Origin of the sequence: Paenibacillus chitinolyticus (assembly GCF_045038035.1) — a bacterium.
GTDB lineage: Bacteria > Bacillota > Bacilli > Paenibacillales > NBRC-103111 > Paenibacillus_F > Paenibacillus_F chitinolyticus_A.
The window spans coordinates 2,684,275-2,710,027 of record NZ_CP173427.1 but is presented as its reverse complement, the minus strand read 5'-3'; the positions used below and the strand labels follow the sequence as shown (position 1 = coordinate 2,710,027).

Genomic DNA, 25,753 nt, shown 5'->3' with positions numbered 1-25,753 from the left:
CAAACATGTGCGTGGTTTCGTTCGACCGTGACATTTATCTTACATCCGAAAGCTTCGGCTTCATGGCCTGAAGATACTCGAATGATTGCATCGCTTCCGACAAAATCAGCTCTTTCGACAAGCGGCTTTCATCCTTCGCCTGTTTTAAAAGATTCGCGGCTTGCAGGACGCAAGCGATCGGCAGGGCATCGGTAACCGCTTCAATGGTTAAGGAACCGGCTGCTTTTTTCACCTGGTTTACCAGCAGACGGAAGTCATCGGGCCTCACCCTGTTTTCCAAAAGAAACGAAGCCAGCTCCACCTCGATGCTGGAAGTGCCGCCCCAGGTGGAATCGATGTGAAAACGGTACGTTTTTAATCGTTGTCCGGCTGAAAGCCTCGCTTTCCAGTGTCCGTATTGGTTGGCGTAAGGCAAGGACGTATAAACATGAGCGGACGAGATCCATTCGGTATACAAACTTTGTTCGAACCAATCCAGATCATAAGGCAGCTTTCTCCCGATGAAGTCCTCCATTTCTCCAAGACGGGCTTGCCAATGATCGGCTAAAGGATGAACGGGATGACCTCCGCTTATTTGGCACGAATCAAGCAGCGTTTTCCAGTAACCGGAAACGCTTTGGCAAATCTCCCTTGTCACGGCTGAAGGCATGTTGACGAACATTTCTCTCATTTCCTTTAATCCCGGTTCATATTTGGTCATCACATAACCGTCCTGGTACGCTAAAATATCAGGGAAATACTTTTCAAACTTCTTCAGCTGATGAAATTGAAAATCGCCGAAAAGATCTTTCCCGATAAATTTTGCGAATACGACCGGCTCATTCGTGCTTTTTCGTCGGATGAAAAACGGAGTTTTCTTCGGATTAATCCGAAAGGGAACTTCACGGCGATACATCGGATCATTCCAATGAGGCACGGATTTATAAGGGACCGCTTCCAAATCCGCAGGACGTGCGTCAGATAAGCCGAGCTTCGGCAGAAGAAACTCCGCCACTTCTTCCGAATTGCCGAGCATCTGCCAGATGCGCTTTCTTGTCGCCGTATTCAGTGGGATACGATCGCTGTACTTCGCAAGCCGGCCGTTCTCGATTTGGAACAACCGGCCCGGAGAAGAAACCCAGACAGGCTTGTTCAGCCGATACTTCGCGCTAAGTCTTCCGGCCAGTTCCAGAACTGTCCCGCCCGTATGCGGCTGGTCTTCCAGAATCACGATATCCGTATCCGGCTCTATTGCCGCCGGCAGCATCGAAAGTTCCTCGGGCAAATACAAGGACGCGCCCGGATCGGAGGGCATCCGCAGAGCTCTGACGGTGTGATATAGGGCTTTATTCCCCCACCTCTGCTGCAAAGCCGAAGACCAGAACGGAGCGTAGAAAGCGCCTCCGGTTCGAACGCCGATGAGCACGGGCGGTGAAGACGGATCGGCATGGTCTCTCAGCCAGTGCAGAGCATCCTCCCGGCAAACCTCCAGGTCGCACAAATCATACCCGGAGCATTCCGGGGTGCGAAGCTCCTGCAACACTTTGACTAAAGAGAGCAGCTCCGGTCTTTTCTGCGCAGCGGACGATTTGATAACCTTGCAGTCGGGCCATGCCGGTGTACTCCCCCGCGCCTCCTGCGTACCTTCCGCAAGGTCGGAAGCAGCCTGCACGCAAAGACTGCGCTGGGAGGCCAGCCGGACGGCCAGACGATCCTCGTCATCAGGATGTACGCCGCACCGGCTCAGCAAAAGCAAATCCGCCAATCGCTGCTCCAGGATACAGGCGTACATGTAACGATGAAGAGGGTCCTTGCTTCCTCTGACGTAGCTTTCCAATTCGTGAAACAAAGAGATCGGATTATCCTTCATGGACGGAAGCCTCTTTGGAAGAGTACAAATTCAAATAATTCGGATACACGCAGTGAGGCAAAAATTTACTGACAACCTCGGGTCTGGAATGGAGCCTCAGGGACTCGGCGACGGAGTCGTTCGTCAATATTTTATAAGCCTCGTCAGCGATCCCCGACACGTCGCCCGGGTCTTTTAAAATCGCGGTTTCACCGTGAGTAAAAATATCGGCGGGACCTCCGTTATTGGTCGAGATGATCGGAACTCCCGCAATGGCCGCTTCAATCAGGCTTCCGCCGAATTCCTCATGGTGGGAGGGCAGCAGGAACAACTGGGCATGATGCAGATAGCAGGAGACAAATTTATGTGAAATAAAACCGGTGATACGGAATTGGTTCTGCAAATTCGCCGCTTTAATTTGTTCTTCCATCGCCTCGCGCTGGGGACCGTCCCCGCACACGATGAATTGCAAATCGCCGATTTTGTCCGCAAGCTCTTTCGCAACACTTACAAAGGTGGCCCAGCCTTTCTCGTGTGCGATTCTGCCCAGGAACAAAACCGTTTTTTTGCCGAGAAGCTCGGTTTTTAACCGGCTGCAAAAAGGACAATCGATGGAATGACTGAGATGATTCGATCCGATACAGTCGCTGATGGCCGTCATTTTCGACGAATCTTCAAGCAGCCGGTTGTAGCTGTCCAGTCTCTTATCCGTAAGAACGACGGCTTTATGGCTGAGTTTGATGCTCTTTAATTCCACGGATTTAACAAAATCGTGAACGAATTGATCCCACTTGTTCATGGGCTTGTACGTAAATATCCGGCTGCAATGTATCGTTAGAATCAAAGGCTTTTTTAAATATTTTTGAGCGAACATTCCCGCGAGTAACGGCCACACCACTCCGCTTGCATGGACATGAATCGCATCGTACCTGTTCTTTTTGCCGTTCAGAACGATCCATTTGACAGCGCCCATGAACCAGCTCTGATCGAGAAACACCGTTCCCGTTTGGCTGGACTTAAAGGGCAGCGTCATAAAACGGACGGAATGGACGGTCAACCGGTCCCGAAGTTGTAAGGTTCGGGGGATGCCGGGAATGCCGGTTGTGAGCACGTCCTGCCGGACTCCTTGATCGGCCAGCCATTCCGTCAAATTCGTGATTTGAACCTGCATGCCGCCCATCGGATCAAACCGGCTCGGCCATTCGGTAGTCTCAAAATAGTAATGAGGGGTAAGCCGCAAAATATTCAAACGTACACCCCCTCCTCGTTAGAGCACATAATCGTATTGTTCTTCCGTCTGCACGCTTACATTGTTGCAATTTTTGCATAGATCCGATTTGCCTCGATGCCCTTCTTTTAACATTTTCCGGAAGGAGGTGAATTTGTCATTGTGCCAGATATCCGAAATATGCTGTTCCCCGATATTGCCCATAACCATCTTTTGATTGAAATCTTCAAAGCATGGCAGCACGTTCCCCAAAACGGTAACAACGGCCAGATTGGATGGCACCATGCACGACATGTTGGCTTTCGAAGCTTGAGGAATATTATCCAGAATCCCGCCCCGATTGGATAAAACCAGATCCGAATGATCGAGATAGACCACTTTTTCTTTGTCCGCTCCCGCCAGTTGGTCGTATACGCCTCTGAATTTGTGCTTGGCTCCGGCATGCTGGGTCACAATGAATTTTTGAATGCCCAGTTCCGTCAAAGTCTGTAACCGTTTTTCGGTAAGAAAATCGCCGTTTGTGTAAATAATGGGCCTTGCTCTAGGGATATATTCCGTTGTCATGCCCACAAACAGATCGAGATTTTTGCACAAAAGCGGCTCCCCGTAAAAGTGAAACGAAATACGTCCCGCAAAATCCAGCGAACTTAACTGTTCCATCAGCGTTTTATACAGGGCGGGGTCCATCTCTCCGGTCTCTTTGCGCTTGGAGACGCTATTGGGGCAGTACCAGCACGTCCGGTTGCATTGAGAATTGACTTCTACTTCGATCATCGAAAACAGCTTATCCATCCCATTTCCTCCTCGCTAATCATCCTTCGTTAATGAGTCACGCAAAATTTCCGGGCAAGTTCGGCTACGGCATCGACCAGAAGCGACAGATGCGAGGGTTCAGCCAGTAAAATAGCATGGTGGATAACGATGGATTGCCCGGAAGCCCGTTCGGAGACCGGGTAATGAAGCCCTCTCCAATAAGCTTCTGTCTTACGAACCGATTTCAAATAACGGTTCTTTGTCCAGGGGCAGAACAATGGATTTTTGTGTACGGGGAGATACGGCGGGTGCAGGTAAAACGTCCCCATATTGAGCTTTTCGCGAAGAATTTCACAGAACTGATCCGCATTCAACCCGCCGAATTTCACCGGATCGAACCGGAATACATAGCCGTAATAAGTTTGTCTGCTGACTTGAGGAGGGCGCTTCATCACCTTAATGCCGTCAATTTTGCTTAAGGCATCGTTCAAGAACATGGCGTTCTTTTCCCGGATCGCGTTCTTGTCATCCAGCTCCTGAAGTTGATCCAGAAGGATGGCCGATTGAAATTCGGACAAGCAATAGTTGGAGCCTTGAATGTCCCCTTTTTTGACCAGCTGCATGTCACCGTGCATCAATTCGGAGGAATCATCGCAATAAACCCTGGAATCCGCTCTCAATTGCTGGATGAGTTCAAAAAAACGGGGATTTTTCGTCACGATAATCCCCCCTTCTCCGGCCGTTAACACTTTGCCCTGCTGACAGCTGAACGCCCCTATATCTCCTATCGTTCCGGCACGCTGGTTGTTCCATACGGAACCGTGGCTTTGCGCGCAGTCTTCAATCACGAAAAGATTGTGTTCTTGCGCGATTTCGTTTATTTCATCCATATTCGCCATACTTCCGAACAAATGGACCGGGATAATGGCTTTCGTTTTATCCGTAATGGCCGACTTTATCAATTGAGGATCAATACAATACGTATCCGCCTCAACGTCCACAAAAACAGGAAGCGCATTCACGTTTAATACGGCGGTAGCGGTTGCAATCCAAGTGAGGCTGGGAACAATGACTTCGTCCCCTTCGCCTATTCCGAGCGCTTCAAGGGCAAGCATTAAAGCCGTGGAGCCGCTCGTCGTCGGCACACAGTATGGGACCCCGTTGAAATCCGCAAAAGCCTTGGCGAATTTCCGTTCCATGCTTTCCTCGCCCGTCCAATATCCGCTTATCGCCCATCTGTTCGACTGAAACACTTCTTCAATTTTCCGGCGGGTACGATCGGAGTGTTGAGGCCATTCTGGCCAATGGTCAAATGGAATGGTCATGATAACTCTCCTTTGGATATTTAAAGTCTATTAATCGACTATAGTTTCCATAATGTGTTATTTATGGATACATTTACATCCTATAATTACCAAAATTAATTGTCAACTACCATTTTTGGAAATTAAATGGTTTTAGTTTTTGTTTTAGAACTAAAATGAATGATATATAAACCATAAATATATGGTTATTTCCTATATTTGGATTTTCTTTTCTTCTGCTTCTACGCACAATTCGTGTTTCGGTTGCTCATTTTGCAGGAAATAAGGCTTGAGTCACAACGAATAGGACTGAGCTTTCAACCGGGTCATTCTCTTCTGCTTCTTTCGTACCTATCGCTTACCGGTATCCTAATCGGCATTTTATGACAATAAACGGTAAAAAATTACCTCTTATAGTCTCCACGCATTATAAGCAAGGTCTTAATCCGTAAAATCCGCTGCAAAGGTTCATTTCGGATAAAACGTGTAGAGCCGATCGCCTGCATGCTCCTGTGTCCTGCGGTATTTCCTGTTTTTTCAGCCGCACAAAAAAACGGCTCCTTAAGCAAATGGGCACTGTGTCCACCCTTCGTAAGGAACCGTTTTCATTTTTATTTTTCGACAAAAAAAGGCCCGTTTCCAGGCCCTCATCTCCGTGCGATATAGTCCGTTACTCCTGTATTTGCAGCGAATTCAGAATCTCTCCGATCTCCTCCATCCGTCTCCCGGTCAAAGGTCCGTATGCAATCGCACCCGTCAGAGATCGTTATCAGTCAGCCGATAACTTCCACTACGTTACCTTCACTGTCCTTAATGTTTGTCTTCACGATGCGAATGACCGTTCCCTGCAAGGACGGAATCTCAAGCACGCTTTCTTTAGGGATTAAGCCTCTGCTCAGCTCGTCGGCAGCCTGCTCATCGAGCATGATCCGGACCTCGCCGTCTCCGGCCGCACACTCCGGCTTTTCTCCCGCCTTAAAGATCGCGCGGACTTCCGGTCCCACGAGAGTGAGGTCTTTTCCTTTCAAAATCCGACCTTGCAGCAGCTTGCCGATTATGCCGGCTTGTTTGGCCCCCAGCGTCAGCGCTGCGGGAGCTTTGCTCAGCCAGCCTTTTTTACCCGGTTCCCAGGCGAGCTGATCCACAAACAAAAAGCCGGTATTGGAGCCGTCTTCCCGCATTCCTTTCTCAGCGGCTTCGGAAACGGCTTCGACTTTAAGCAGAGAATCCCGCGATAAATTCGTTATGTAGTGCGGCATATAAGGCAAACAAGCGGACAGCATGCCAAGCGTATTCCAGGTTTGCATGGCTTCCAGCTCATCTCTCGTAATTCCGACCATCTGGATAAATTCCACCCGCCCGTTAGGCGTATCGATTGCGGGAAGCTCCGGATCCCGGATGAAAGCCAGAGCGGTCAGCCGGGTATCGGAACCGAGGCAAATCGGACCGTTGGCGTCCATGTAATCGCCCGACCGGAAAATATTGCCGCTGTTGAATACGTATCTTCCCATATTTTGCAGCAGGTTGATCGCCCACGCCGGAGGCTCTTCCTCTTCTGCACCGCGGTCCAGCCGAAACGTCAATTCGAATCCGTAGCCGCTCTCTTCCGGATGATCGGATTCCTTATCGTAAAGTTCCGAAAATCCGAACGTTACGAAATGCCAATGCGGGGCAGGCTCGTCCGTTTTGTACGCACTGATTCCATCCAGCGGATCCGGTCCCCCCAGCGCATAGGAGATAAGCGTACCGTAATGTTTCGGTTCCTGATCTCCGTACAGCTTTACGAATTCCTTGTCAATGGCGTCCCAGCCCGCCGTATTCGGTTCTGTGCTCATGTCCGATTCCTCCAAGTTTTCTCCATGTGTCTGTTTGGTCCCAACCATTCCCATTATACTCTCCCGAAATCCGAACGTCACATAAGCCGAGGTTCCCCGTGTGGGGAGCATCGGCTTTGTTTTTACAGGGAGGCCTGCATCTTCTGTTTCATGTCATTAAGCATTCTCCGCCGGGCAATCCGGGGATCAAGCTCGGGAGTCAAGATATGCCTGACGTATCGCTCCGCGCTGCTCTCGATCTGTTCGTCCGCCGCCTGATTCGCACCGTGAAATTTAAAGTGCGGAAGCATCGTCATGCCGATCTGATTGGCGAACGCTTGCAGAGGGCGGGTCAATTCACTGATCGTGTACCCGATCAGGCCGCCCGCCTCATAAGTCTCCTCCGCTCCCCCGATAGAAACGGCGAGCAGGAGTTCTTTTCCGGCTACGGCTTTACCGCCCGGACCGAACAGCCATCCCGTTGTGAACACTTCATCGAGCCACTGCTTCAGAAGCGGCGGTGTGCTGTACCATTGAAGCGGAAACTGCAGCACGAGACGTTCACATTCCGCCAGCAAAGCCTGCTCCCGCCCGATATCCAATACCTTCTCCGGATACGCGCCGTACAGTTCATGCACGGTAACCTCGCCGGGATGTTTTTTCAATTCCTCCACCCAACGTTTGTTGACACGGGACTGCTGCAAATTCGGATGAGCCACGACGACTAACGTTTTCAGACAAACATCACTCCCCTTTCCCACATTTTATTTTTGATTGAGTTATAAGTCAATATTAAAATAAAAAAATTTAGCGCAGCCTTAAGATGGAAACGGACGACTCCACCACCTGAGTCAAAGCCTTCTCCCATTGTTCCTTCTTTTCCGTCTCCGGCATGCCGTTTGCCATCCATTCCTGCTGAGCCTGATCCAAGTAATTCATCCCTTGCGACACGGCTCCCCAGAACTGTCTCGCCATAAGATCGGGATTACCCGTCCGAATCGTGCCTTCTCCGATCCCTTTTTCAATGGCCTGAGTCATCTCCTGCAAAAAGCTTTTCACCCACGAAAACGGAGAGAATTCCTCCGGCGTATACAAATGATGCACATCCAAACTAATCCGCATGTAAAAACGCGGAATCGCGGGATTAACCCTGACCCGTTCGCAGACGACCCGGGCATAACTCTCGAACAGGTCTGACACGGACCCCTTTTGCTCAAAATAAGCTTTCGTAAAGCATTTGGATTCTTCCATCATGGTCTCGTAAAGCTCGCGGAACAATGCTTTCTTGTTTTTGAAATAATAATAAACGAGACCGTGAGCGAGTCCCGCCCGATCCGCTATATCCCCCATTTCGGCCGCCGCATAGCCTTTCTCGACATAGACCTGAACAGCCGCCTGCAGCACTTCTTGTTTGCGCTGATTCCGGATCGCTTCGTTTTGTTCCTTAGTACGTGGAGACATGCCGCTTCACCTTTAGTTCCGTCTTTAAAATCCATGCCATTATAGAAAAAATAAAACGGTGTTGTCAACCGCCAGGCCCAAGGTTACGGATTTAGGATGGACACCGTTCTGCTGCCTCAGGCGGCTTGGATCTGCGGCTTCGGACCGCTGATTTTTGTCTACCACCCGTCGCCCCATTCTTTCGCCTTGTCTTCTTTACCGGTCAGTTTACCGAATTCCAGCAGTTGATCCTTAAAAAAGGCTTCGAATCCGCTGCATGTAATCATGTACCCGCTTAAAGTACTTGCTAATGTTTCATGCCTAAACCGGCTTCAGCAGCCTGATCTTCGAAGGTAAGGTTATCATTTGCATGCATGTTGTAAGATGGAACTGCATTCCATAAAATGGTTAACGCGAAGGGAGTTCACGCCTCATATGCCTACAACCCAAGCATTAAGCGATTTCTTGAGAGAACAGCCGCAAAACAAGATCGGAGCCGTCGCCGCCTTTATTGAATCTCATGTTCGCGAGAACTGGCAGGAGATTCTGGTTAAAGAGAACGACCGGCTGCTGAAAGCTTACGCGGAAGCGGGAGATCCGGCTTACGGAACGTACTTGAACCTGCTCTTCCTGCCGGTACACCGCCAGCTAAATGAAGCCGGACTGCGGCCGGAGCCCCGCCTGCCGGGTAATTTCGATATTTCCCGCGAATGGGGGCGGAATCCGGACCAAAGCGATCAGGAGCGCTGGATGTGGAGTACGCTTCATCCAACCGAGGGTCCGCCTGTCGGTACCATAGTCACCATTACTTACCATGATCATACCCGGTTTCGTATTCCCCGCCGTCCGGGAATTATCGCGCTTACCGAGACGAGGCAGCAGGACATCGTAGAGGCCTTGTCCCGCATGTCCTCCGATTTTAAACAAGCGCTCGAATTCAGCGTCGAGTACGAGAATTATTTGCGCAGCCTGGAGCAGTAAACAAGGCAGAGCGGCCGTGCAGGCTCGGCTATTCGAGACCTCATAAAAAAGAAGACTGATTCGCTCAGTCTTCTTCGGCGGCTTGTCCCTCTTTCACCGGCTCTTATTTAGATCAGCAAGTAAGCGGTTTTCGGTATAAGCCGCAGATATACAGCTCACGCCCGGTCAGGGATAAATTTTTTCGCCTCGTTCAAGCATTTCGATAAACTGCAGAATGTGTTTTTCCCGGGTTTCCTGCTTTTTAACATTCTGAATTCTAAAATGGATCGCAAACTTGTTTTGCTTGTTTAACGTATCGTAAAACGCTTTAGCCCGGGCATTAAGCTCCAGTCTGGCGGCAAAATCTTCCGGCACGGCGCCGCTGCTTTGCGGTTCGTAAGCCTTGTCCCACTGACCGCTGCGCTTGGCGTCTTCAATCGCCTTGAAGCCCCCCGGCTTCATTCTCTCGTCCGCGATGAGCTGCTCCGCTTTGTCTTTATTCACCTTGGACCAGATGCTTCTGGCCCCGCGCGGCGTAAACCGCTGAATCCACGACTGGTCGTCGAATGCTTTCTTCTGGCTGTCGATCCATCCGTAACAGAGCGCGCTTTCAAGGGCTTCCTGATAAGAAACCGTAACAAGGCGGGCATTTTTTTTCGCGATTTGCAGAAGAATTCCAGGCGATGCTTCATGATTGCTTTCGAGCCAAATCTCAAACGCTTCTTGATTCTCAAAGCAAAGAACCGGCAGCTCGGGCGCTTTCTTGCTCATGGGTTCCGCTTCCTCCCTGTCCTGGATAGTTATGCTGGATAGTTCAACTATACGTCAAGAGAAGGTTTGCTTCAATACGGGTCAAGCTTCCTTCATGCCGCCCCATCTTTTGGCCGCAGGCAGGGTTATGCCCAATTGATCGATTGTCCGGATCACGATATGCCGGATAAGATCTTCGATATTTTGAGGATGGTTATAAAAGGCCGGCACCGGCGGAAAAATCGTCGTTCCCATTCGGGACAGAGCCAGCATATGTTCCAGGTGAATATCGCTGAGAGGCGTTTCACGCGTTAACAAAACGAGTTTTTTCCGTTCTTTCAAAAGAACATCCGCCGCGCGCGCGATCAGATTGTCGCTTAAGCCGAGCCGGATCGAGGCCAGCGTCTTCATGCTGCAGGGCGCGACGATCATGGCGTCCATCCGGTAAGATCCGCTGGAAATGACGGCTCCCAGATCTTTATGCGCGTAGGAATAGTCCGCAAGCTGTTCCACTTCCTTCACCGTATAGGCCGTTTCCAGTTGAATGTTGGCGGCGGCCCAAGGGGAGATGACCACGTGCGTTTCAATCCCCGCCTCCTTTAACCCCTCCAGCAGACGGATTCCCAGAATGGCGCCGGTCGCGCCCGAAATGCCTACGATAACTTTCACACCTATCTTCTCCTTCCCCGTGATTTATTCTTAAACCGCCGGATCGCCGCCTGGACGTTTACCGCTTCTTATCCACGTTCACTGATCATTCCGCAGCTTCTAAACCGCTCCCGAACTTGCTCCCGGAGTTCATCCGGGTAACCCGCGAAAGAAGCTTCCAGCGGCCTGTAATCTTTGGGCCATTCGTCGGATGACAAGCAGTTGTAGACGACCTTGGTCGTTGTTCCCGCCTCCTTCTCATGCGAATCGAGATAAGCGACCAGCGGCAGCACTTTCTGTCCGGGAAAAAGAATGACTTTATCCGGGTGGCTTCGGGTAGCGAGCGCCCAGACGACTTGTTCGATGCGGGCGGGGTCGATGTCGTCGTTTACGACGATCACTTTAGGGATGTAGGACCCACCGCGCGAGGAAAATACCGCTTCCCCGATTTGACGCGCCAGAGAATCGTTTGCCCTCTCTGCCGCTTCCTCCGAGCGAGTGTCTACGGTAACAACGAGCCAGTGCACGGCCGACTCGAAAGGAACGAGACAGGCGGTTACCGGAAGACGGCGCTTGCGCAGTTCATGCCGGATACTCGCCGCGATGGCGACTCCCCAGTTGGTATGATTTTCTTCCGGGGGCACGCCCGCGGCGACGACGGGCATGATCGGATTGTTACGATGAGTCATCGCCGTCACCTTAAAACACGGAACGGGCTTCCGGTGTCCCACCCAGGTATACCCGGCGTATTCGCCCATAGGGCCTTCGGGCAGCGTATCCTGAAGCGAAACCACCCCTTCGATGACCATTTCACTCGCGGCCGGTACTTTTAAATCGTTCGTTTCGCAGCGCACGACCTCAACGGGCTCGCCATACCAGCCGCCGAGCAATTCGGCTTCGCTCGTTCCGTTGGGAAGGGGATATCCGGCTATCATGGCGATACCGGGATCGGCCCCGAGACAAAGAGCGTACGGCATAGGCTGCCCGATCTCTCTCCACTGCGCGTAAATCTTACCCAAGTGCTGGGTAGGAACGATGACTCCGGCCATTGTCCGTTCGTCGTGAAGCATCACCCGGGTAATCGACCAGTTCACCCAGGAGCCGTCCGGGGACCGAACGATCATGACGCCATAGGTGTTCAAATAACGCCCCCCGTCTCCGACATGGATATAGGGAACCGGCAGACGGGTAAGATCAATCTCTTCGCCGAAGAGCTTATTTTCCTTGCAGGGCGCGTCCGCCGTCTCCCGCGGCGGTATCGGTTCCGCATCCGGAAGATACGACCACTCTTCCACAAGTTCGGAGAGTGTCGAATGGACCGGCAGGCCCAAAGAAAGCGCGATTCTCAAATACGGATGCCGCTTGTCGGGGCTTAGGCCTACCGGCGCACCGAGTACCCGAAAGCCGGGTGTACTGTCCTTTACTTTTGTAAAAAGAGGAGCCGGAGCAGGCAGCTCGTACGCGTATCGGATCATGGCGCCCATCTCCAGATTCCAGTCCGTTTCTTGATCCACGGTAAACAGATCCCCGTACCCGTCGAGGGTTTCTACATAGTCGCGAAAGCTTATGATTGGCTTTTTCATCGCGCACCTCCTGGCGGTATTCATTCATTCTCGCCAGTTCAGTTTACTTCTCCTTTTAAATATATGTAAAATATATATAATAGCTGTTTGGCATATATAAAATATATCATCTCTTGAATGGAGTGCTTTCTTCCGCTATGGACTTCAAAAAAATGTACTACTTCCTGACGATTGTCGAAGAAGGGCAAATTACGAAAGCGGCGCAGCGTCTGCACATGGCTCAGCCTCCCCTCAGCTTGCAGCTCAAGGCACTCGAGGAAGAACTGGGCGTTACCCTGATCGACCGCGAAAATAAGAAATTCGAAATCACCCCGGCAGGATGGACGTTCTATAAGCGGGCCAAAGAAATCCTGCACTCCATCGACGGGGTAATCGCCGAAATTAAAGAGCAGCAGAATGGATTGAGAGGAACCCTGTCCATCGGCACCGTTATGTCCTGCGTTCCGTACTTGCCGGCCGTGATGAAGCAGTTCCGGCTCGGTTCCCCCCATGTCTCTTTTCAACTATGGGAGGCCGATTCGTTCCGGGTGGAGGAACTTCTGCAAAACAAAGTGATCGAAATGGGAATCGTCAGACTTCCTTTGCAATCGTATTTGGCGGACCGCATGCCCGGAGTTTCCATACACCGCTTGCAAACGGAGCCTTTGGTGGCGGTGTTCCCTCCCGAATGGAAACTGCCCGACGGGAATTCCGTTCCGGTTAATGAACTTGCCTCCTCGCCGCTGCTGATCCTCCGGGGCCAGGGCGATTACGGCGTCTACCACAAATTTATCGAAACGTGCAAAACGTCCGGCTTCGAGCCGAATCTCGTATGCGAGAGCCCCGACGTCTCGACGCTGATGATTTTGACGGACTCCGGTCTCGGGATTTCCATCGTGCCCCGGTCGGCTTTGCTTCTCAAAAAGCCCGGACAGGTCCGCTATGCCGAGATTGATCCGCCGATCGAATCCGATACCGCGATCATTACGCTTGAACATCAATTTGTATCTCAAGCGGCCCGCAACTTCAAAGAGCTGCTGATCGGCTCCCTGCACTAATTACCGCATTGCAGTCGCTCGGCTGAGGAATGCTTGTAGGCATGCGACACTAAAAACCCCGCTTGCCGTCAGCTGCGTGCGGGACAAGAGTGATGGACGGCTTATTCAGCCCTCTGCGGCTGCACGTCGTGATTCAACACCACACTGTGTGACGGAGATTCCTGCGGCTTGAAAAGATAGCGGCCGTTTCCTTTTTCCATCGAATCATTCATCCCTCCGACAGCGGCAACCGTACCGGCCGAAAGGATGATCGTCATCAAAACAAGCCGGACCATGCCCCGCAAACTGTCCCGGCTGCCGGGAACTAAGCGCTGAGCCAAGAAGCCTACGGCAGCTCCTAACGTATTAATCACGATGTCGTTGATATCGAAAGCCCCTAATCGGGTAAGCATTTGCAAAGTTTCCAGAAACGTGATCGACGCCAGGAAGCACACAATAAACGGGACGAATTTGCAGCGGAACAAGAGCGGAATGAGCAGCCCGAAAGGAACAAAAGCAGCAAAGTTGCCGAATTCGAAAAACCAGCTATGAAAGTCTCTGCCTATCGGATAATGCAGCGGAATTCCTTGCGGAATCAAATTGAAGCGCATGCCCCGGTCTGCAAGATGCGAACTGCGGTTAAATCCGATATATAAGAAATAGAAAATCAATCCGGTGTATAAGCCTAACAGGAGTAGAGTCATTTTACGCAGCTTACCTTGATACATGGGTGAGTATAGTCCTTTCTTGTCTGCAAAATTAGCGGCCGCACATGCAGTTCTTCGATAATGAATCGGTCTACAGGAGACGTTTGTTTGCATTATACAACGGAGGGCGGCTTTCATTCCGAAACGAAACGTAAAGCCTTTATTAAGGAATTGTTGCTTTCTTCTATACAATCGTTTAGAAAAGAAAAAAACCGTTCAGAAACTGAACGGTTTTTTAAGAGGTCCTCTCGCTTCGCGAGTGCGTTTTTCAAGAATCATTTTCCGGTGCAAAAGGTTGTTTAGTCAACGGAATAGACGTTCCGGCCCGGCAGCTCGAGGCAGTGCAGCACCCCTCCGTATACGGCTCCGCCGTCGATTCCGATGATGTTGTTGTCGCCGAAATAAACATCCCGCTTGCCGTGAAGGGTTTCCGTTATGGTGTGCCCGAACACGACCGTTTTCTCGCCCCGGTAGCCCTTGTGAAACTCGTCGCGGATCCACATCAGCACATGAGCATCCGTCTCTGCAAGCGAAGTCAAAGGATGTACCCCGGCATGAACAAAAATGGTATCTTCGGTTTCATGGTAGGTTTGAAGGCCGCCCAAAAAGGAAAGGTGTTCCTCCAGCAGAGGCGTAAGCTCCAATGTTTCGGGAGCAGGAGCTTCCGAAGCGGCTCCCGGATGTTCATAGCTGGTCAATGTCGCACGTGCCCCGTTCCGGAACCAGCGTTCGATGAATACAGGGTCCCGTTCGAACGATTTGACCATCATATGATCGTGGTTCCCTTTGAGAACGATCGCGCCTTCCCGGTGAAGCTGCATCACCTTCTCCACCACTCGTCTGGAATCGGGCCCCTTATCCACGTAATCGCCGAGCAAAATCAACTGATCCTGCCGGGGATTGTAGCTCGCCTTTTCCAGCAGCCTTGTAAATTTGTCTATTTCCCCATGTATGTCGCTGATAACGAGAGTTCGTTTCATATCGTTCCTTCTTTCGTGTGCATAGATGACAGACGGATGAAAAATGATTCAACGAAATAGTTAATGAGATTAAATATATCAGATAATTAACATCCTTAATTAATATCCGTGCTTCGGCTGTACGACTAAGTCCTTCCTTCCATCCTCTCCATGCCGGACAGGCGAATAAGGAAGGTCCCGGTATCTAATCGGACTGCTCCGCTTACGCGGGTAACGCCGCTTCCAGCTTCTCCTTCAGCAGGCGGAAGGCTTCCCGGATCTTGTCTTTGGGCACATTCTCGTACCGGTCACCCACGCTGATCTCGGTGTAGCAGGTTCCTTCTTCACGTTCATGCAGCCAAGAAGTCAATCCTACCCCCGTGGCCTCGCATACTTCCGTAAGGATCGGGAGGATAACGGTCTCCGGCAGCTTAAAATGGATATGGAACATGTTGGACACCGGAACCGCGGGTATTGTATAAGCGCCCTCGCATTCATTGAAGAAAGCGGCAAGTTCCTTCGCTTCCCCGAAGTACTGTGCCATCCTGCCGATCCGCCGGTCGAAATAATAATCCGACGTGATTATGTACGGGTAAAGACTAATCAGATCGCCGCCGTGGCGTCTTTTCCACACTTTGGACCGTTCCGTAAAATCACTGTCGCCCGCCAGCACGGCTCCTGCAATTCCGCCGATTCCTTTGTAGAAGGACACGTACACGCTGTCAAAAAGCGCACATATCTCAGCGGCCGATTTTTGGTAGTAAGGCGTAATTTCGAACAATCTCGCCCCGTCCAGATGAAGCTTAATACCTCTTCCGCGGCAGTAAACCGAAATGGCCGCCAGCTCTTCGAATGCCGGCAGTTGGCCGCCGATTTCCCGCTGCGGCAGCTCCAGAAGCAGACATGAAATTTCACCGTCTAACTGCTTCACATCCTCGAGCGTAATCAGCCGGTCCTTGTCGGCCAGCAAAACCGGCTCTATATGGTGCAGCTCCTTCAAGCCGTCTTCCTCGTGTATTTCCAGGTGACAGAGCGGATGATACGCGACCCGCCTGCTTCCTTTTTCATCGCACCAGATTCTTAGCGCAATTTGCTGCGCCATCGTTCCACTCGGGAAAAACACGGCCGTTTCCTTGCCCAGATAGGCGGCTATTTTGCTTTGAAACTCCTCAATCAGCGTCCCCGTTCCGTAAACGTCGCTTTCCAGCGTTCCCTCAATCTCGTCAAAGACCTTCTTCAAGATTCCGATGTCCCGGGGCCCGTTGCCGCCCAGCGGATAAGGCGCCCGTTTGAAGGCCTCTTTTAAACATTCTTTATCGTTCATCCAGCATCCCCCTTGCGGTAAAGTCTTATCTCTTAGCATACTAAATCCCGCCCGCATAAGAAATTGATTTTTTCAGGTGAAAACGACGTTTTTCATACAACCACACGAGTGGGTCGTCCTTTTTCATAGATAAGCAATAAGACTGGGTACATTAGAAGGAAGTTCCCAATCAAGAACGAATACTACTGTTTTGCATAAAAAATTAAGGGGGTAGTCGAAATGGGAATGTCTGATTATTATAGAAATCTGCGAAAAAAAGTAGGCAGTGAATGGATCTTCGTGCCAAGCGTTGCGGGAATCGTTCGTAATGAGTCGGGAGAAGTTTTATTTCAAAACAAAGGAAACGGCGAGAAATGGAGCCTGCCCGCAGGAGCTATTGAACTTGGCGAGACGCCTGCCGAAGCGATAGTGCGCGAAGTGCGCGAAGAAACAGGATTATATGTTTTTCCGAGCAAGTTGATAGGCGTATTCGGCGGAATGGAGTACCGCTATCAATACCCGAACGGACATAAAGTGGAGTATAACATCATGATGTTCGATTGCGTCGTTCAATCCGGCACCTTGAATCCCATGGACAGCGAAACAGCCGAACTTCGTTATTTCTGTCCGGAACAGATACCTGAACTGGCCTTGCCTTACCCTAAGCATTTGTTTTCAAGAGAAGAAAAGAACGAAGTTTATTTTCAGTGGAAGAATGATTACTTGAAAAATCTTATGTAGCGAAGTTATATCGGCATCGGAACGGCAGCCGGGCCGATCTTCGGCGGTCTTGTCGGCCAGCTGTTCGGCTGGCCCGCGCTCTTCTGGATTACTTTGGTGCTGCTGCTCGCGCTTGTTCCCTGCGCCCTTTATGTACTCCCGGGCGGAAATCCCGGAACCGAAACCGAGACCGCCAAAGAGCGCCGTTTCGATCTGCTTGGCGGGATCGCGTTCGGCCTGGCGGCGGGTTTATTCCTTTTCGGCGTCACTGAGGGACAGGCGGAGGGATTCCGGTCGTTATCCTCCCGGGGCAGTCTGGCAGGTGCTGGTCTTATGGCAGCCGCCTTCATCCGGCGAATTTTCACGGCGGAGCACCCGTTCCTTCCACCTGCCTTGTTGGCAAACAAAGGCTACATGGCCGCAGTCTTGACAGGTTTCTTCACGATGTTCGCTTACGTCTCGTCGCTTGTCTTCGTGCCGCTTCTGATCGTCGAAGTCAACGGCCTTTCCCCCGGGGCAGCCGGACTTGTCCTGCTGCCGGGCGCCGCGGCTGTGGCCGTCTTTTCCCCTGCGGCCGGCCGTCTTTCCGACCGGATCGGAGCTAAAATACCCGTCGTCGCCGGACTTTCGGTCATGGGCATTTCGCTTTTGTTCATTTCCACTTTTGCAGCGGGGAGTTCTCCTCTGCTGGCTTCGGCCGGAATGCTCGGACTGGGCTTCGGCGTCGCCTTTACGAATTCGCCGGCGAACAACGCTGCTGCAAGTACGCTCGAAAACGAACAGCTCGGCGCGGGGCTCGGAATCTTCCAAGGGGCCTTATTCCTCGGGGCCGGAACAGGCGCTTCCGTTATCGGAGCCTTTCTGGCGGCGCGTAAAGAAGCCGCACAAAATCCGCTGAACCCGTTCTATGCTCTGGACGCCGCTCCTTACTCCGATGCTTTTCTGGCCATAGCTGCGGCGGTGATTATCGCGCTTGTGTTTTCAGCCGGTCTGCAGAGCGGCAAGCAGAAACATTCGAGTGAAACTTCACGTTAATTCAAGCAGATCTGCATGTTTTCATTCTCTTCCGGCCAAAAAAAGCACCGGGACATGCAGGCCAAACGAAAACGGCCCGCTTCCCGGTACTTTTCTTTTCCACAAAACTGGTTACGATGGCACGCGTATAGCCTTCCTCATCCAATCAGCTCTTCCTGCTGCCGATTTCGAGAACCCGGTCCACCCATCCCTCATAAAATTTCTGTTCATGTGACACCAGAATAAGGGTGCCGCCGAAGTGAATCAAGGCGTCGCGCAAAGCGGCTTTCGCTTCGGCATCCAGATGATTGGTCGGTTCGTCCATGATGAGCACGTTGCAGGGCGAAAGCAGTAAACCGCACAGTTTCACTTTCGACTGCTCCCCTCCGCTCAGCGTACGAAGTGTTTGGGAAGCTCTCGCTTCATTTACTCCGCATTGAGCCAAATGACGCCGGATTTCTTTGTTGTTCAGCTGCGGATAACAGTCGGCTAAAAACCGAACCGGTGTCAGAGTGTCGTCTTCCCAGATCAAGTCCTGCTCATAGTAGCCGGTCTTAACATGTTCCCCGAAACGGAATCCGCCGGAAATAACCGGAATCCTTCGCATGAGCGTTTTGAGCAGCGTGGATTTTCCGATCCCGTTAAATCCGGTGATGACGATCTTTTCCCCGCTTCTGACGGAAAAAGTTAACTTGGGCAGCAGAGGCGCCGCATACCCGGCTTCCAGTTCGTTTACGCGAAGAGCCGTCTGAGACCCAAGCGGCAGTTCCCTAAAGCGGATGAACGGCCTCGCGGCAAATGCAGGCGCCTCGATCCGCTCGATTTTATCCAGCTGCTTTTGGCGTCCGCGGGCGATTCTGGAGTTAACTCCGGCCCTATTCTTACGGATATACGCCTCCGTCCTTTGAATCGTTTTCCGCTGGGCGTTGTACTGCCGGATATGATCCTCCCGCAAATGCTCCTTTTGCCGGAGGAAATGCGAATATCGGCCCGGGTATTTTTTGATTGTTCCGCCTTCGATATCGCAGATGCCGGTCGTGATTTTATCGAGAAAGACAGCATCATGCGAAATCACGACGAAAGCGTTCGTTAAGGACGTTAAATAATCCGCCAACCAGCTAACATGCTCTTTATCGAGAAAATTCGTAGGCTCGTCGAGCAGCAGCACATCCGGTTTTTCCAGAAGAAGCTTGGCCAGAATGACCTTGGCCCGCTGCCCTCCGCTCAATTCTTGAATAAGACGGCCGGTTCCGATGGCGCTCAGCCCGAGCCCGTTCACGACCTTCTGAATTGTACTGTCCACCTCATAAAATTGCAGCCTCTCCAGCTCTTCCTGATAGTGTGCGGCTTTCAGCAGCGGTTCTTCCTTTCCGGTGCTTGCACTTTCTTCATAGAGGGCGTTCATTTTCGTTTCCAGCTCGAACAAGGAGGCAAAAGCCGTTTTCAAATACTCCCCTATTGTCCGGTTTCCGTCGATGACGGCGTACTGGTCGAGATAACCGATCCGGATGTTCGACTGCCATCGGACCGTTCCCTCGTCGGGTATAATCTCTCCCGTTAAAATGCTCAGCAGGGTGCTTTTTCCCGTGCCGTTCTGCCCGACGACACCCAAATGTTCCCCTTTGAACAATTCAAAATCGACCTGTTTATACAACGTTCTGTCTCCGAACGAGTGGGACATGCCCGTAATCTCCAGTAAGCTCATGTTTGTCTTCTCCTTTTCCCTATAAAAAAAAGCAGAAAGATTGCGCCGATACGGCACAAGCCTTCTGCTTTCTGTATTTTGCGTGCAAATACAGCAATACGATCTTCAGCCGGAAACTGAACAAGGTATCACAAAAGGCTGCAGACAAAATATTGTCTGCAGCCTTAATCTAACCGGCGGACAGCAGCCCAAATAAGCACGAGGGTTTCATGCGAAATTTGAAAGCTATCAGCCGATGAATGAAAAGCGTTTCGCTTCTCGATTAAGCTCCGGACAACGTTTCATCGTTTAGTTCCGATTGTTCGGAGCAGCGTTTTGGATATCGTTTTTCAGTTTCCCAGCGGTTCATGCGGAATACTCCCTTTCATTTGGAACTATTTTATAACGCTCCTGCGCCCTTGTCAATGCGCGGGTTTGGAAAGACGAACCCGATCGAGAATCCGCTCGCAAGCAGCTTGGATTGTGATGGTTTCTTTCAACCCGCTTCTGCGTTCTGCAAACTCCACTTTGCCTTGCCCGGCGTCTTTGCCGATTACAATGCGGAATGGAATCCCGATCAAATCCGAATCCTTGAATTTAACACCGGGGCGTTCGTCTCTGTCATCCATCAGCGCCTCGATCCCGTTCTCTTGAAGACGCCGGTAAATATCATTCGCCGCTTGAACTTGAACGTCGTCTTTGATTGAGACCGGAATAACATGAACCTGATAAGGCGCCAGAGCCAGAGGCCATATTATACCGTTGGTATCATGATTCTGCTCGATCACGGCGGAAAGAATACGGGAAACGCCGATTCCGTAACAGCCCATTATCATGCGGGTGCTATTCCCCGCCGCGTCCAGGAAAGACGCTTCCAGTTTATCACTGTACTTCGTTCCCAGTTTAAATACATGCCCGATTTCAATCCCGCGCGATAATTTCAGCACGCCTTCGGTACAACGCGGACATCTGTCTCCTTCCGCCGCTTGACGGAAATCGCCGACTTCCGGATCCGCCAAGTCGCGGCCCGGATCGAGGTTTCTGTAATGATAGTCCGCTTCGTTGGCCCCTGCGATTCCAAACGCCATGCCGAGGACCTCTTTATCAACCAGAAGGGGAATGTTCAGGCCCAAAGGCCCGACAAAACCCGCAGGCGCGCCGGTTGCTTCCTCCACGGCTGCCGCATCCGCTATAGAGAGATCATCGGCCCGGAGATAATTTTTCACTTTAATTTCGTTCACTTCCCGGTCACCTCTTACGACAACGGCGACGTGTCTGGCATCGGCCGTATAAACAATCGTTTTCATTATATCGGAAGGACGAATTCCCAGCGACTGAACGAGCTGACCGATCGTGCGTATGCCGGGCGTATGAAACTTAACGGCCTTTTCCTCCGATCGTTCGACGGAATCCGTCCGCACGGTCCGTGATTCCGCTTGCTCCAGATTAGCCGCATATTCACAAACGGTGCAAGCGGCAATCGTATCTTCCCCAACATCGGCCAGCGCCATAAATTCATGAGTGCCGCCTTCTCCGCCTATCGCACCCGCGTCGGCCTCGACTGCACGGAAATTTACTTCACACCGCGTTAGTATCCGGTTGTAAGCTTGAAACATCTGCCGGTACGATTCATCCAGCCCTTCCCAATTGGCATCGAAGGAATAGGCGTCTTTCATTAGAAACTCTCGTCCGCGCAGCAGACCGAAACGGGGACGCCGCTCATCCCGGAATTTCGTCTGGATCTGATAGAGCGTGACCGGCAGTTTCCGGTAAGAATTTATTTCCCCCCGCACGATCGAAGTAATGACTTCCTCATGAGTCGGTCCCAGCGTGAATTCCCGGTCGTGCCGGTCGTTCAGGCGCATCAATTCCGGGCCGTACACCGAGTATCTGCCCGATTCTTTCCACAGCTCGGCAGGCTGCATAACCGGCATAAGCATCTCCTGGGCTCCCGCCCTATCCATCTCCTCGCGTACGATCTGCTCCGCCTTGCGCAGAACTCTTCTTCCAAGAGGCAGGTAAGTATAAATCCCCGCCGCCAGTTGGCGGATAAATCCCGCCCGCAGCATGAGCCGGTGACTGATCACTTCGGCGTCCGCGGGAGATTCTCGTAAAGTTGTGAGTAATAATCGGCTCTGGCGCATTGTTCCCTCTCCTTTGTATGATCATGACGAAACCCCTATAAAACAAAAAGACACATCCGTCAGGGACGAATGTGTCGTGTTACCACCCTAATTCAACCGCGCAGGCGTGCGAGGTCCTCATCCGGATAACGGCATGACCCGGTAACGGTTAACCAGCATCCTCAAATGAGGGTTCCGTTACAGCTGGCAAGGCGGGAGAGAGTCCAATCGCTTCGTGAAACCTTTCAGCCGGCGGGTTTCATCTCTGTACGGCGACCGCTGAACTCTGTATCCTTGTTCAACGCTTTTTACGTGTAATTATTTTTATCAATTTACATGAAAGTTGTGCCGCCGTCAAGAAGAGAATGACGATTTTGTCCACCCGATCTTGCCTCCTTGCCGGTTGTTACTATCCATGTAAAAATTGCCTCCGCCAAACGGCAAGATACGGTTCAGGGAGGTATAATTTTAAACGAGCATCAGGTACCAGTACAGCGCAATTTCATTGCTTTGTTTGTCGAGACCTTTATACAAGCAGGAGTCGAATCCGCCTAGGACAAACCCGCAGCTTTCATAAAATTTGCAGGCCCGGACGTTATTGTTCTGCGTCTCCAGCATGATCCCCGGCATTCCCCCTGCCTTCGCCCAAATCTTGGCCTGGTCAATCAGCCTGCGGCCGACGCCGTATCTTCGGTAGGCGGGGTCTACTTTAATGTCCTCGACATAAGCGTACCCATTCCAGTTCTTCCTAAGCAGAATTTGACCTGCGATCCGGTTATCCGTGCAGGCCAGGTACATGACTTGATCGGGATTTCCGATATAGCCTGCATACCCGGTGTCTTCCGTTTCCCCGTCGGGCTCGTCCGCATACCTTTTGGTATAGCGGGGCACTTCTTCAACCGCATAACCGATCCGACCGTTCTCAAGAGTAAGGACGAGAACGGAATCGACGATAAAGCTCCCGTCCACCTCAATGCCCTCGAATTCATCCTCCGCGGTTAATTCTCTGATCCGTATATCCATGTCCATCCTCCCGGCTGTTCGTTTTTGCAACCTCACAAGCATGAGGAACGAACGGATACCCGGAGGTCCGCGGACTTAACGAAACACGTATTTCTCCTTCATCTTCCAACCTCCCCAATCCAATTTACAGGCAGCTTTCTTCTCCGGCAGCTCGTCCGCAGGCGGCAGATAGACTGTCTATTCGACACCCGGCAATCCGTACTTTTGTATCCAGCCATCTAGATTTTTCTCGAACTTGTTCCGGGTCAAAATCTCGTGTGTGATAAAATGACCGTTATAAAACAAGCTGTAACTGGTGTAAGGCGTCGGTGCGGATTGAGCTTCTTCAGTGGATGCGATTCTTCTGGTTTCAACCGGGATGGAACGTTCGCGTGCACAATCCGCAAGCTCTCCCACGTAATGATCCGTATAGGGACACTGGGCGGTGTACAGAACCTGAAATCCTTTTACAACGTCCACTCTCTGCTCATGAACGCTTTGTTTAAACTTCGGTGTCGGAGCGCCTTCCTTGAATTTCTGCACGACTAACTCGAAATAAGGAGGCGCCTGATCGCACACTTCGAATCCGTTACGGACAAAAAAAGATTTGTCGGACAAATAGGGCCGCTTTGTATGGCTTGTTACCGCTATCGCCCCATTCGTCGCGCCCGCTTCCTCCAGGCATTCCCCGAGAAGCTTTTTACCGTAGCCCTTGCCTTTGTACGAGCCGGCTACCCAGAAGCAGTTGATATAAATGTAACCGGGAGCTTCCACCGGACACCAGGCGTATTCCGCCGGAATATATTCGATGAATACTTTCTGCCGGACATCCAGCTTTTTGAAACGCAAACCTTCCTGAAAGCGCTGCTGCAGCCATGCCTTTTTCAACTGGACTCCGTTGGCGCATTTCTTATCCGATATCGCACAGCAAATATGTTCCCGGCTGATATTCTCGGTGTTTAACGTAACCATCCCCGGTTCGTTCATCCCGGCCCCTCCTTGATTCATATACGTTAAGCTTACCTTAGCCCGGCGAAAAAAGCACGGACAGGATGGCGTATATCAAGTACGCGGCCGAGGCAAAAAAAGACGCATCCCGTAAGAATGCGCCAGCCGGGTATTTAAGATGATCTATCCGTTTTTTTCGAATGAAACCGCACGTTTTAGTTAAACCTCAAGCCAGTACTTTCAAAACATCGTCGGTGCGGGGTCAGTCCTAAATCTCCGTAAAGAATGGGACCCTTGCAGCCTTGCTCCGGGCCGCCGTACAAGATAACGGCTTCGGCTTTTATACATCCGTGAACATACATTATTTTCGATAGAGCAGGGTATTTGATTGTAAAGTATCAATTTTCGTTGGATTTTATTATTTACGAAACTCAAAACTCAAATTAACATAAGTATGTATTTTTACTAATATTTGTAATTCATGCTTTCAAATTTCATGGAAAGGAGGTCGTATGGCATGTCATATATAGAGGAAATACTCGCTCACAACCGTATTATCGTGCAGGAAAAACAGGCTCTCCCCTTTCAGACAATCCGATACCCGGAAACCAAAATAGTGATCCTCGCCTGCATGGACACTCAGATTCCGGAACTCCTGTCCAAGGCGCTCGGAATTCGGAACGAAGATGCCGAAGTTATTCTAAATGCAGGCGCAGTCGTGTCTCATCCGTCCGGAAGCATCCTGAGAAACATCCTGCTTGCCATTTGCAAACTGAAGGCTAAGGAAGTCTATGTGATCGGTCATCACGAATGCGGGCTGGCGAATTTTAGAAGCGCCGATGAGAGGGAAAGCATCCGGCAGTTCGGTGTCTCAGATCCTTATATGCAGACGCTGTCGGATGCCGGCATTGATCTGGACGGGTGGCTGACCGGTTTTACCAGTATAGAAGAAAGCATTGCAAACAGTGTTTGCATGATACGATCACATCCGCTGTTCCCGGAATCGGTTCTTGTACACGGGCTGGTTATTCATCCGGTTACCGGACGGCTCGATGTAGTCGTTGAGGGAAAACACATTCAGCCGAAAGAAGGTGTGTCCGCGCTTCTGAATGCAGAAGCCGCTTCATTAGACGCCACAATTGAAAGGAGAAATGAATAGCGCAGCAGAAAAAGGAAGGGGTGCCCGCGGAATTTGCGGGCACCCCTTTATCCGTCTTTCCGCTGCCTGCCGGAACGGATACGGCTTCTTTTACCGGCTTCTTTCAGCACGAAGGCTTGTCCTGTCCTTTACTTATCGTTACCGATCTCGAACGATTTTTTCCCCCGTTCGCTCTTAACGATCCGCCTGCGCACGTAGAGGAAACCGACAAGCGCGCAGGACAGAGCCAGTCCCGCATAAATAACGGTGGAATAGATGTCCATATAGCCCACAATCGTCTCCCAAGATGCGCCTACGGCTGCCCCGACATAGACAAGGACACTGTTCCAAATAAGCGAACCCGCCGTAGTAAGAAGCAGGAAAGGAACGAAGCTCATGCCCGCACTTCCCGCCGGAATTGAAATCAGACTGCGGACCAGGGGCACGAGCCGTCCGAGAAACACGGCCCATACTCCGTATTTGTCGAACCAGGAGCCCGCTTTTCCGATATCCTCCGGTTTCAGACGGAGAATCTTACCGTACCGCGCGGCTAGCGATTGCAGGCGTTCCATCGACATCAGCTTTCCGGCCCCGTACAAGCAGACGGCCCCCGCAACGGAACCGGCGGTTGCGGCCAGGATAACACCGAATGCCGTCAATGCGGATGTGGTCGTCATGAAACCGCCTAAGGTCAGGATGACCTCCGAAGGAATCGGAGGGAATAGGTTTTCCAGTGCGACCAGCAGGAAGATGCCGAAATATCCGAATGCCTCCATCGTTTCCGTAATCCACTGCTCCATTCGCATCTCTCCTCCCCGTCTTTTGTCAAAC

The 25,753-nt window shown here is 51.3% G+C and carries 23 protein-coding genes; 5 read left to right on the top strand and 18 right to left on the bottom strand.

Annotated elements, in window-relative coordinates:
- Positions 1 to 34: 34 nt before the first annotated feature.
- The 7 genes from ACI48J_RS12290 to ACI48J_RS12260 all read right to left on the bottom strand — a co-directional run bounded on the left by ACI48J_RS12290 (position 35) and on the right by ACI48J_RS12260 (position 8,388).
- Positions 35 to 1,849: a Neamine phosphoribosyltransferase gene (locus ACI48J_RS12290; RefSeq protein WP_405082970.1), complete on the bottom strand. Its 1,815-nt coding sequence runs from the start codon at positions 1,847 to 1,849 to the stop codon at positions 35 to 37.
- The gene (locus ACI48J_RS12285; protein ID WP_405082969.1) at positions 1,839 to 3,077 is read right to left on the bottom strand and encodes a glycosyltransferase family 4 protein; all 1,239 of its coding nucleotides are present in this window, start codon (positions 3,075 to 3,077) and stop codon (positions 1,839 to 1,841) included. The genes ACI48J_RS12290 and ACI48J_RS12285 overlap by 11 nt, the downstream gene beginning before the upstream one ends.
- An 18-nt stretch (positions 3,078 to 3,095) precedes the next feature.
- Entirely contained in the window at positions 3,096 to 3,848 is a 753-nt protein-coding gene (locus ACI48J_RS12280; RefSeq protein ID WP_326050248.1) for a radical SAM/SPASM domain-containing protein, read from the bottom strand.
- 29 nt (positions 3,849 to 3,877) lie between these two features.
- Positions 3,878 to 5,134 (bottom strand): DegT/DnrJ/EryC1/StrS family aminotransferase, encoded by a 1,257-nt coding sequence (locus ACI48J_RS12275; protein ID WP_405082967.1) that lies wholly within the window; start codon positions 5,132 to 5,134, stop codon positions 3,878 to 3,880.
- A 752-nt stretch (positions 5,135 to 5,886) separates the two neighbouring features.
- Complete coding sequence (locus ACI48J_RS12270) at positions 5,887 to 6,948, bottom strand: suppressor of fused domain protein (protein ID WP_405082966.1); 1,062 nt, start codon at positions 6,946 to 6,948, stop codon at positions 5,887 to 5,889.
- Positions 6,949 to 7,070: 122 nt separating this feature from the next.
- Positions 7,071 to 7,646: an NAD(P)H-dependent oxidoreductase gene (locus tag ACI48J_RS12265; protein WP_405083213.1), complete on the bottom strand. Its 576-nt coding sequence runs from the start codon at positions 7,644 to 7,646 to the stop codon at positions 7,071 to 7,073.
- An 88-nt stretch (positions 7,647 to 7,734) separates the two neighbouring features.
- Positions 7,735 to 8,388, bottom strand: coding sequence for a TetR/AcrR family transcriptional regulator (locus ACI48J_RS12260; protein ID WP_405082965.1), 654 nt, complete (start codon positions 8,386 to 8,388; stop codon positions 7,735 to 7,737).
- A gap of 414 nt (positions 8,389 to 8,802) precedes the next feature.
- On the opposite strand from ACI48J_RS12260, the gene ACI48J_RS12255 reads away from it, so the two are divergent.
- The gene (locus ACI48J_RS12255) at positions 8,803 to 9,348 is read left to right on the top strand and encodes a DUF6022 family protein (RefSeq protein WP_405082964.1); all 546 of its coding nucleotides are present in this window, start codon (positions 8,803 to 8,805) and stop codon (positions 9,346 to 9,348) included.
- A gap of 165 nt (positions 9,349 to 9,513) precedes the next feature.
- Here ACI48J_RS12255 and ACI48J_RS12250 read toward each other — a convergent pair whose 3' ends face one another.
- The 3 genes from ACI48J_RS12250 to ACI48J_RS12240 form a co-directional block, all read right to left on the bottom strand.
- Complete coding sequence (locus tag ACI48J_RS12250; protein ID WP_405082963.1) at positions 9,514 to 10,098, bottom strand: YdeI family protein; 585 nt, start codon at positions 10,096 to 10,098, stop codon at positions 9,514 to 9,516.
- A gap of 81 nt (positions 10,099 to 10,179) precedes the next feature.
- Complete coding sequence (locus ACI48J_RS12245; RefSeq protein WP_326050258.1) at positions 10,180 to 10,746, bottom strand: UbiX family flavin prenyltransferase; 567 nt, start codon at positions 10,744 to 10,746, stop codon at positions 10,180 to 10,182.
- A 68-nt stretch (positions 10,747 to 10,814) separates the two neighbouring features.
- On the bottom strand, positions 10,815 to 12,308 hold the full coding sequence (locus ACI48J_RS12240; protein WP_405082962.1) for a UbiD family decarboxylase: 1,494 nt from the start codon (positions 12,306 to 12,308) through the stop codon (positions 10,815 to 10,817).
- A 137-nt stretch (positions 12,309 to 12,445) separates the two neighbouring features.
- Here ACI48J_RS12240 and ACI48J_RS12235 point away from each other — a divergent pair, with 137 nt between their 5' ends.
- Positions 12,446 to 13,345, top strand: a complete 900-nt coding sequence (locus ACI48J_RS12235; protein ID WP_405082961.1) for a LysR family transcriptional regulator — start codon at positions 12,446 to 12,448, stop codon at positions 13,343 to 13,345.
- Positions 13,346 to 13,446: 101 nt separating this feature from the next.
- Here ACI48J_RS12235 and ACI48J_RS12230 read toward each other — a convergent pair whose 3' ends face one another.
- The 3 genes from ACI48J_RS12230 to ACI48J_RS12220 all read right to left on the bottom strand — a co-directional run bounded on the left by ACI48J_RS12230 (position 13,447) and on the right by ACI48J_RS12220 (position 16,314).
- Positions 13,447 to 14,052 (bottom strand): VanZ family protein, encoded by a 606-nt coding sequence (locus tag ACI48J_RS12230; RefSeq protein WP_405082960.1) that lies wholly within the window; start codon positions 14,050 to 14,052, stop codon positions 13,447 to 13,449.
- Positions 14,053 to 14,330: 278 nt separating this feature from the next.
- The gene (locus tag ACI48J_RS12225) at positions 14,331 to 15,011 is read right to left on the bottom strand and encodes a metallophosphoesterase family protein (protein ID WP_405082959.1); all 681 of its coding nucleotides are present in this window, start codon (positions 15,009 to 15,011) and stop codon (positions 14,331 to 14,333) included.
- A gap of 202 nt (positions 15,012 to 15,213) precedes the next feature.
- Entirely contained in the window at positions 15,214 to 16,314 is a 1,101-nt protein-coding gene (locus ACI48J_RS12220; RefSeq protein ID WP_405082958.1) for a threonine aldolase family protein, read from the bottom strand.
- Positions 16,315 to 16,533: 219 nt separating this feature from the next.
- Between ACI48J_RS12220 and ACI48J_RS12215 the strand changes: the two genes are divergently transcribed.
- On the top strand, positions 16,534 to 17,034 hold the full coding sequence (locus tag ACI48J_RS12215) for an NUDIX domain-containing protein (RefSeq protein ID WP_405082957.1): 501 nt from the start codon (positions 16,534 to 16,536) through the stop codon (positions 17,032 to 17,034).
- 9 nt (positions 17,035 to 17,043) lie between these two features.
- The gene (locus ACI48J_RS12210; RefSeq protein ID WP_405083212.1) at positions 17,044 to 18,048 is read left to right on the top strand and encodes an MFS transporter; all 1,005 of its coding nucleotides are present in this window, start codon (positions 17,044 to 17,046) and stop codon (positions 18,046 to 18,048) included.
- A 145-nt stretch (positions 18,049 to 18,193) separates the two neighbouring features.
- Here ACI48J_RS12210 and ACI48J_RS12205 read toward each other — a convergent pair whose 3' ends face one another.
- From ACI48J_RS12205 to ACI48J_RS12190, 4 genes are all read right to left on the bottom strand, one after another.
- The gene (locus tag ACI48J_RS12205) at positions 18,194 to 19,732 is read right to left on the bottom strand and encodes an ABC-F family ATP-binding cassette domain-containing protein (RefSeq protein ID WP_405082956.1); all 1,539 of its coding nucleotides are present in this window, start codon (positions 19,730 to 19,732) and stop codon (positions 18,194 to 18,196) included.
- A 401-nt stretch (positions 19,733 to 20,133) separates the two neighbouring features.
- On the bottom strand, positions 20,134 to 21,855 hold the full coding sequence (locus ACI48J_RS12200) for a proline--tRNA ligase (protein WP_405082955.1): 1,722 nt from the start codon (positions 21,853 to 21,855) through the stop codon (positions 20,134 to 20,136).
- 447 nt (positions 21,856 to 22,302) lie between these two features.
- Positions 22,303 to 22,857, bottom strand: coding sequence for a GNAT family N-acetyltransferase (locus ACI48J_RS12195; RefSeq protein ID WP_405082954.1), 555 nt, complete (start codon positions 22,855 to 22,857; stop codon positions 22,303 to 22,305).
- 177 nt (positions 22,858 to 23,034) lie between these two features.
- Positions 23,035 to 23,823: a GNAT family N-acetyltransferase gene (locus tag ACI48J_RS12190; RefSeq protein WP_405082953.1), complete on the bottom strand. Its 789-nt coding sequence runs from the start codon at positions 23,821 to 23,823 to the stop codon at positions 23,035 to 23,037.
- A 478-nt stretch (positions 23,824 to 24,301) separates the two neighbouring features.
- Here ACI48J_RS12190 and ACI48J_RS12185 point away from each other — a divergent pair, with 478 nt between their 5' ends.
- On the top strand, positions 24,302 to 24,943 hold the full coding sequence (locus tag ACI48J_RS12185) for a beta-class carbonic anhydrase (protein ID WP_405082952.1): 642 nt from the start codon (positions 24,302 to 24,304) through the stop codon (positions 24,941 to 24,943).
- A 128-nt stretch (positions 24,944 to 25,071) separates the two neighbouring features.
- Here the strand turns inward: ACI48J_RS12185 and ACI48J_RS12180 are convergent, their stop codons facing one another.
- Positions 25,072 to 25,722, bottom strand: a complete 651-nt coding sequence (locus ACI48J_RS12180; RefSeq protein ID WP_405082951.1) for a DedA family protein — start codon at positions 25,720 to 25,722, stop codon at positions 25,072 to 25,074.
- Positions 25,723 to 25,753: the final 31 nt, after the last annotated feature.

Coding starts and splice junctions, on each gene's coding strand:
- ACI48J_RS12290 (WP_405082970.1), bottom strand. CDS start 1,849: ATGAAGGATAATCCGATCTCTTTGTTTCACGAATTGGAAAGCTACGTC.
- ACI48J_RS12280 (WP_326050248.1), bottom strand. CDS start 3,848: ATGGATAAGCTGTTTTCGATGATCGAAGTAGAAGTCAATTCTCAATGC.
- ACI48J_RS12275 (WP_405082967.1), bottom strand. CDS start 5,134: ATGACCATTCCATTTGACCATTGGCCAGAATGGCCTCAACACTCCGAT.
- ACI48J_RS12270 (WP_405082966.1), bottom strand. CDS start 6,948: ATGAGCACAGAACCGAATACGGCGGGCTGGGACGCCATTGACAAGGAA.
- ACI48J_RS12260 (WP_405082965.1), bottom strand. CDS start 8,388: ATGTCTCCACGTACTAAGGAACAAAACGAAGCGATCCGGAATCAGCGC.
- ACI48J_RS12255 (WP_405082964.1), top strand. CDS start 8,803: ATGCCTACAACCCAAGCATTAAGCGATTTCTTGAGAGAACAGCCGCAA.
- ACI48J_RS12250 (WP_405082963.1), bottom strand. CDS start 10,098: ATGAGCAAGAAAGCGCCCGAGCTGCCGGTTCTTTGCTTTGAGAATCAA.
- ACI48J_RS12240 (WP_405082962.1), bottom strand. CDS start 12,308: ATGAAAAAGCCAATCATAAGCTTTCGCGACTATGTAGAAACCCTCGAC.
- ACI48J_RS12235 (WP_405082961.1), top strand. CDS start 12,446: ATGGACTTCAAAAAAATGTACTACTTCCTGACGATTGTCGAAGAAGGG.
- ACI48J_RS12230 (WP_405082960.1), bottom strand. CDS start 14,052: ATGTATCAAGGTAAGCTGCGTAAAATGACTCTACTCCTGTTAGGCTTA.
- ACI48J_RS12225 (WP_405082959.1), bottom strand. CDS start 15,011: ATGAAACGAACTCTCGTTATCAGCGACATACATGGGGAAATAGACAAA.
- ACI48J_RS12220 (WP_405082958.1), bottom strand. CDS start 16,314: ATGAACGATAAAGAATGTTTAAAAGAGGCCTTCAAACGGGCGCCTTAT.
- ACI48J_RS12215 (WP_405082957.1), top strand. CDS start 16,534: ATGGGAATGTCTGATTATTATAGAAATCTGCGAAAAAAAGTAGGCAGT.
- ACI48J_RS12205 (WP_405082956.1), bottom strand. CDS start 19,732: ATGAGCTTACTGGAGATTACGGGCATGTCCCACTCGTTCGGAGACAGA.
- ACI48J_RS12200 (WP_405082955.1), bottom strand. CDS start 21,855: ATGCGCCAGAGCCGATTATTACTCACAACTTTACGAGAATCTCCCGCG.
- ACI48J_RS12195 (WP_405082954.1), bottom strand. CDS start 22,857: ATGGATATACGGATCAGAGAATTAACCGCGGAGGATGAATTCGAGGGC.
- ACI48J_RS12190 (WP_405082953.1), bottom strand. CDS start 23,823: ATGAACGAACCGGGGATGGTTACGTTAAACACCGAGAATATCAGCCGG.
- ACI48J_RS12185 (WP_405082952.1), top strand. CDS start 24,302: ATGTCATATATAGAGGAAATACTCGCTCACAACCGTATTATCGTGCAG.
- ACI48J_RS12180 (WP_405082951.1), bottom strand. CDS start 25,722: ATGGAGCAGTGGATTACGGAAACGATGGAGGCATTCGGATATTTCGGC.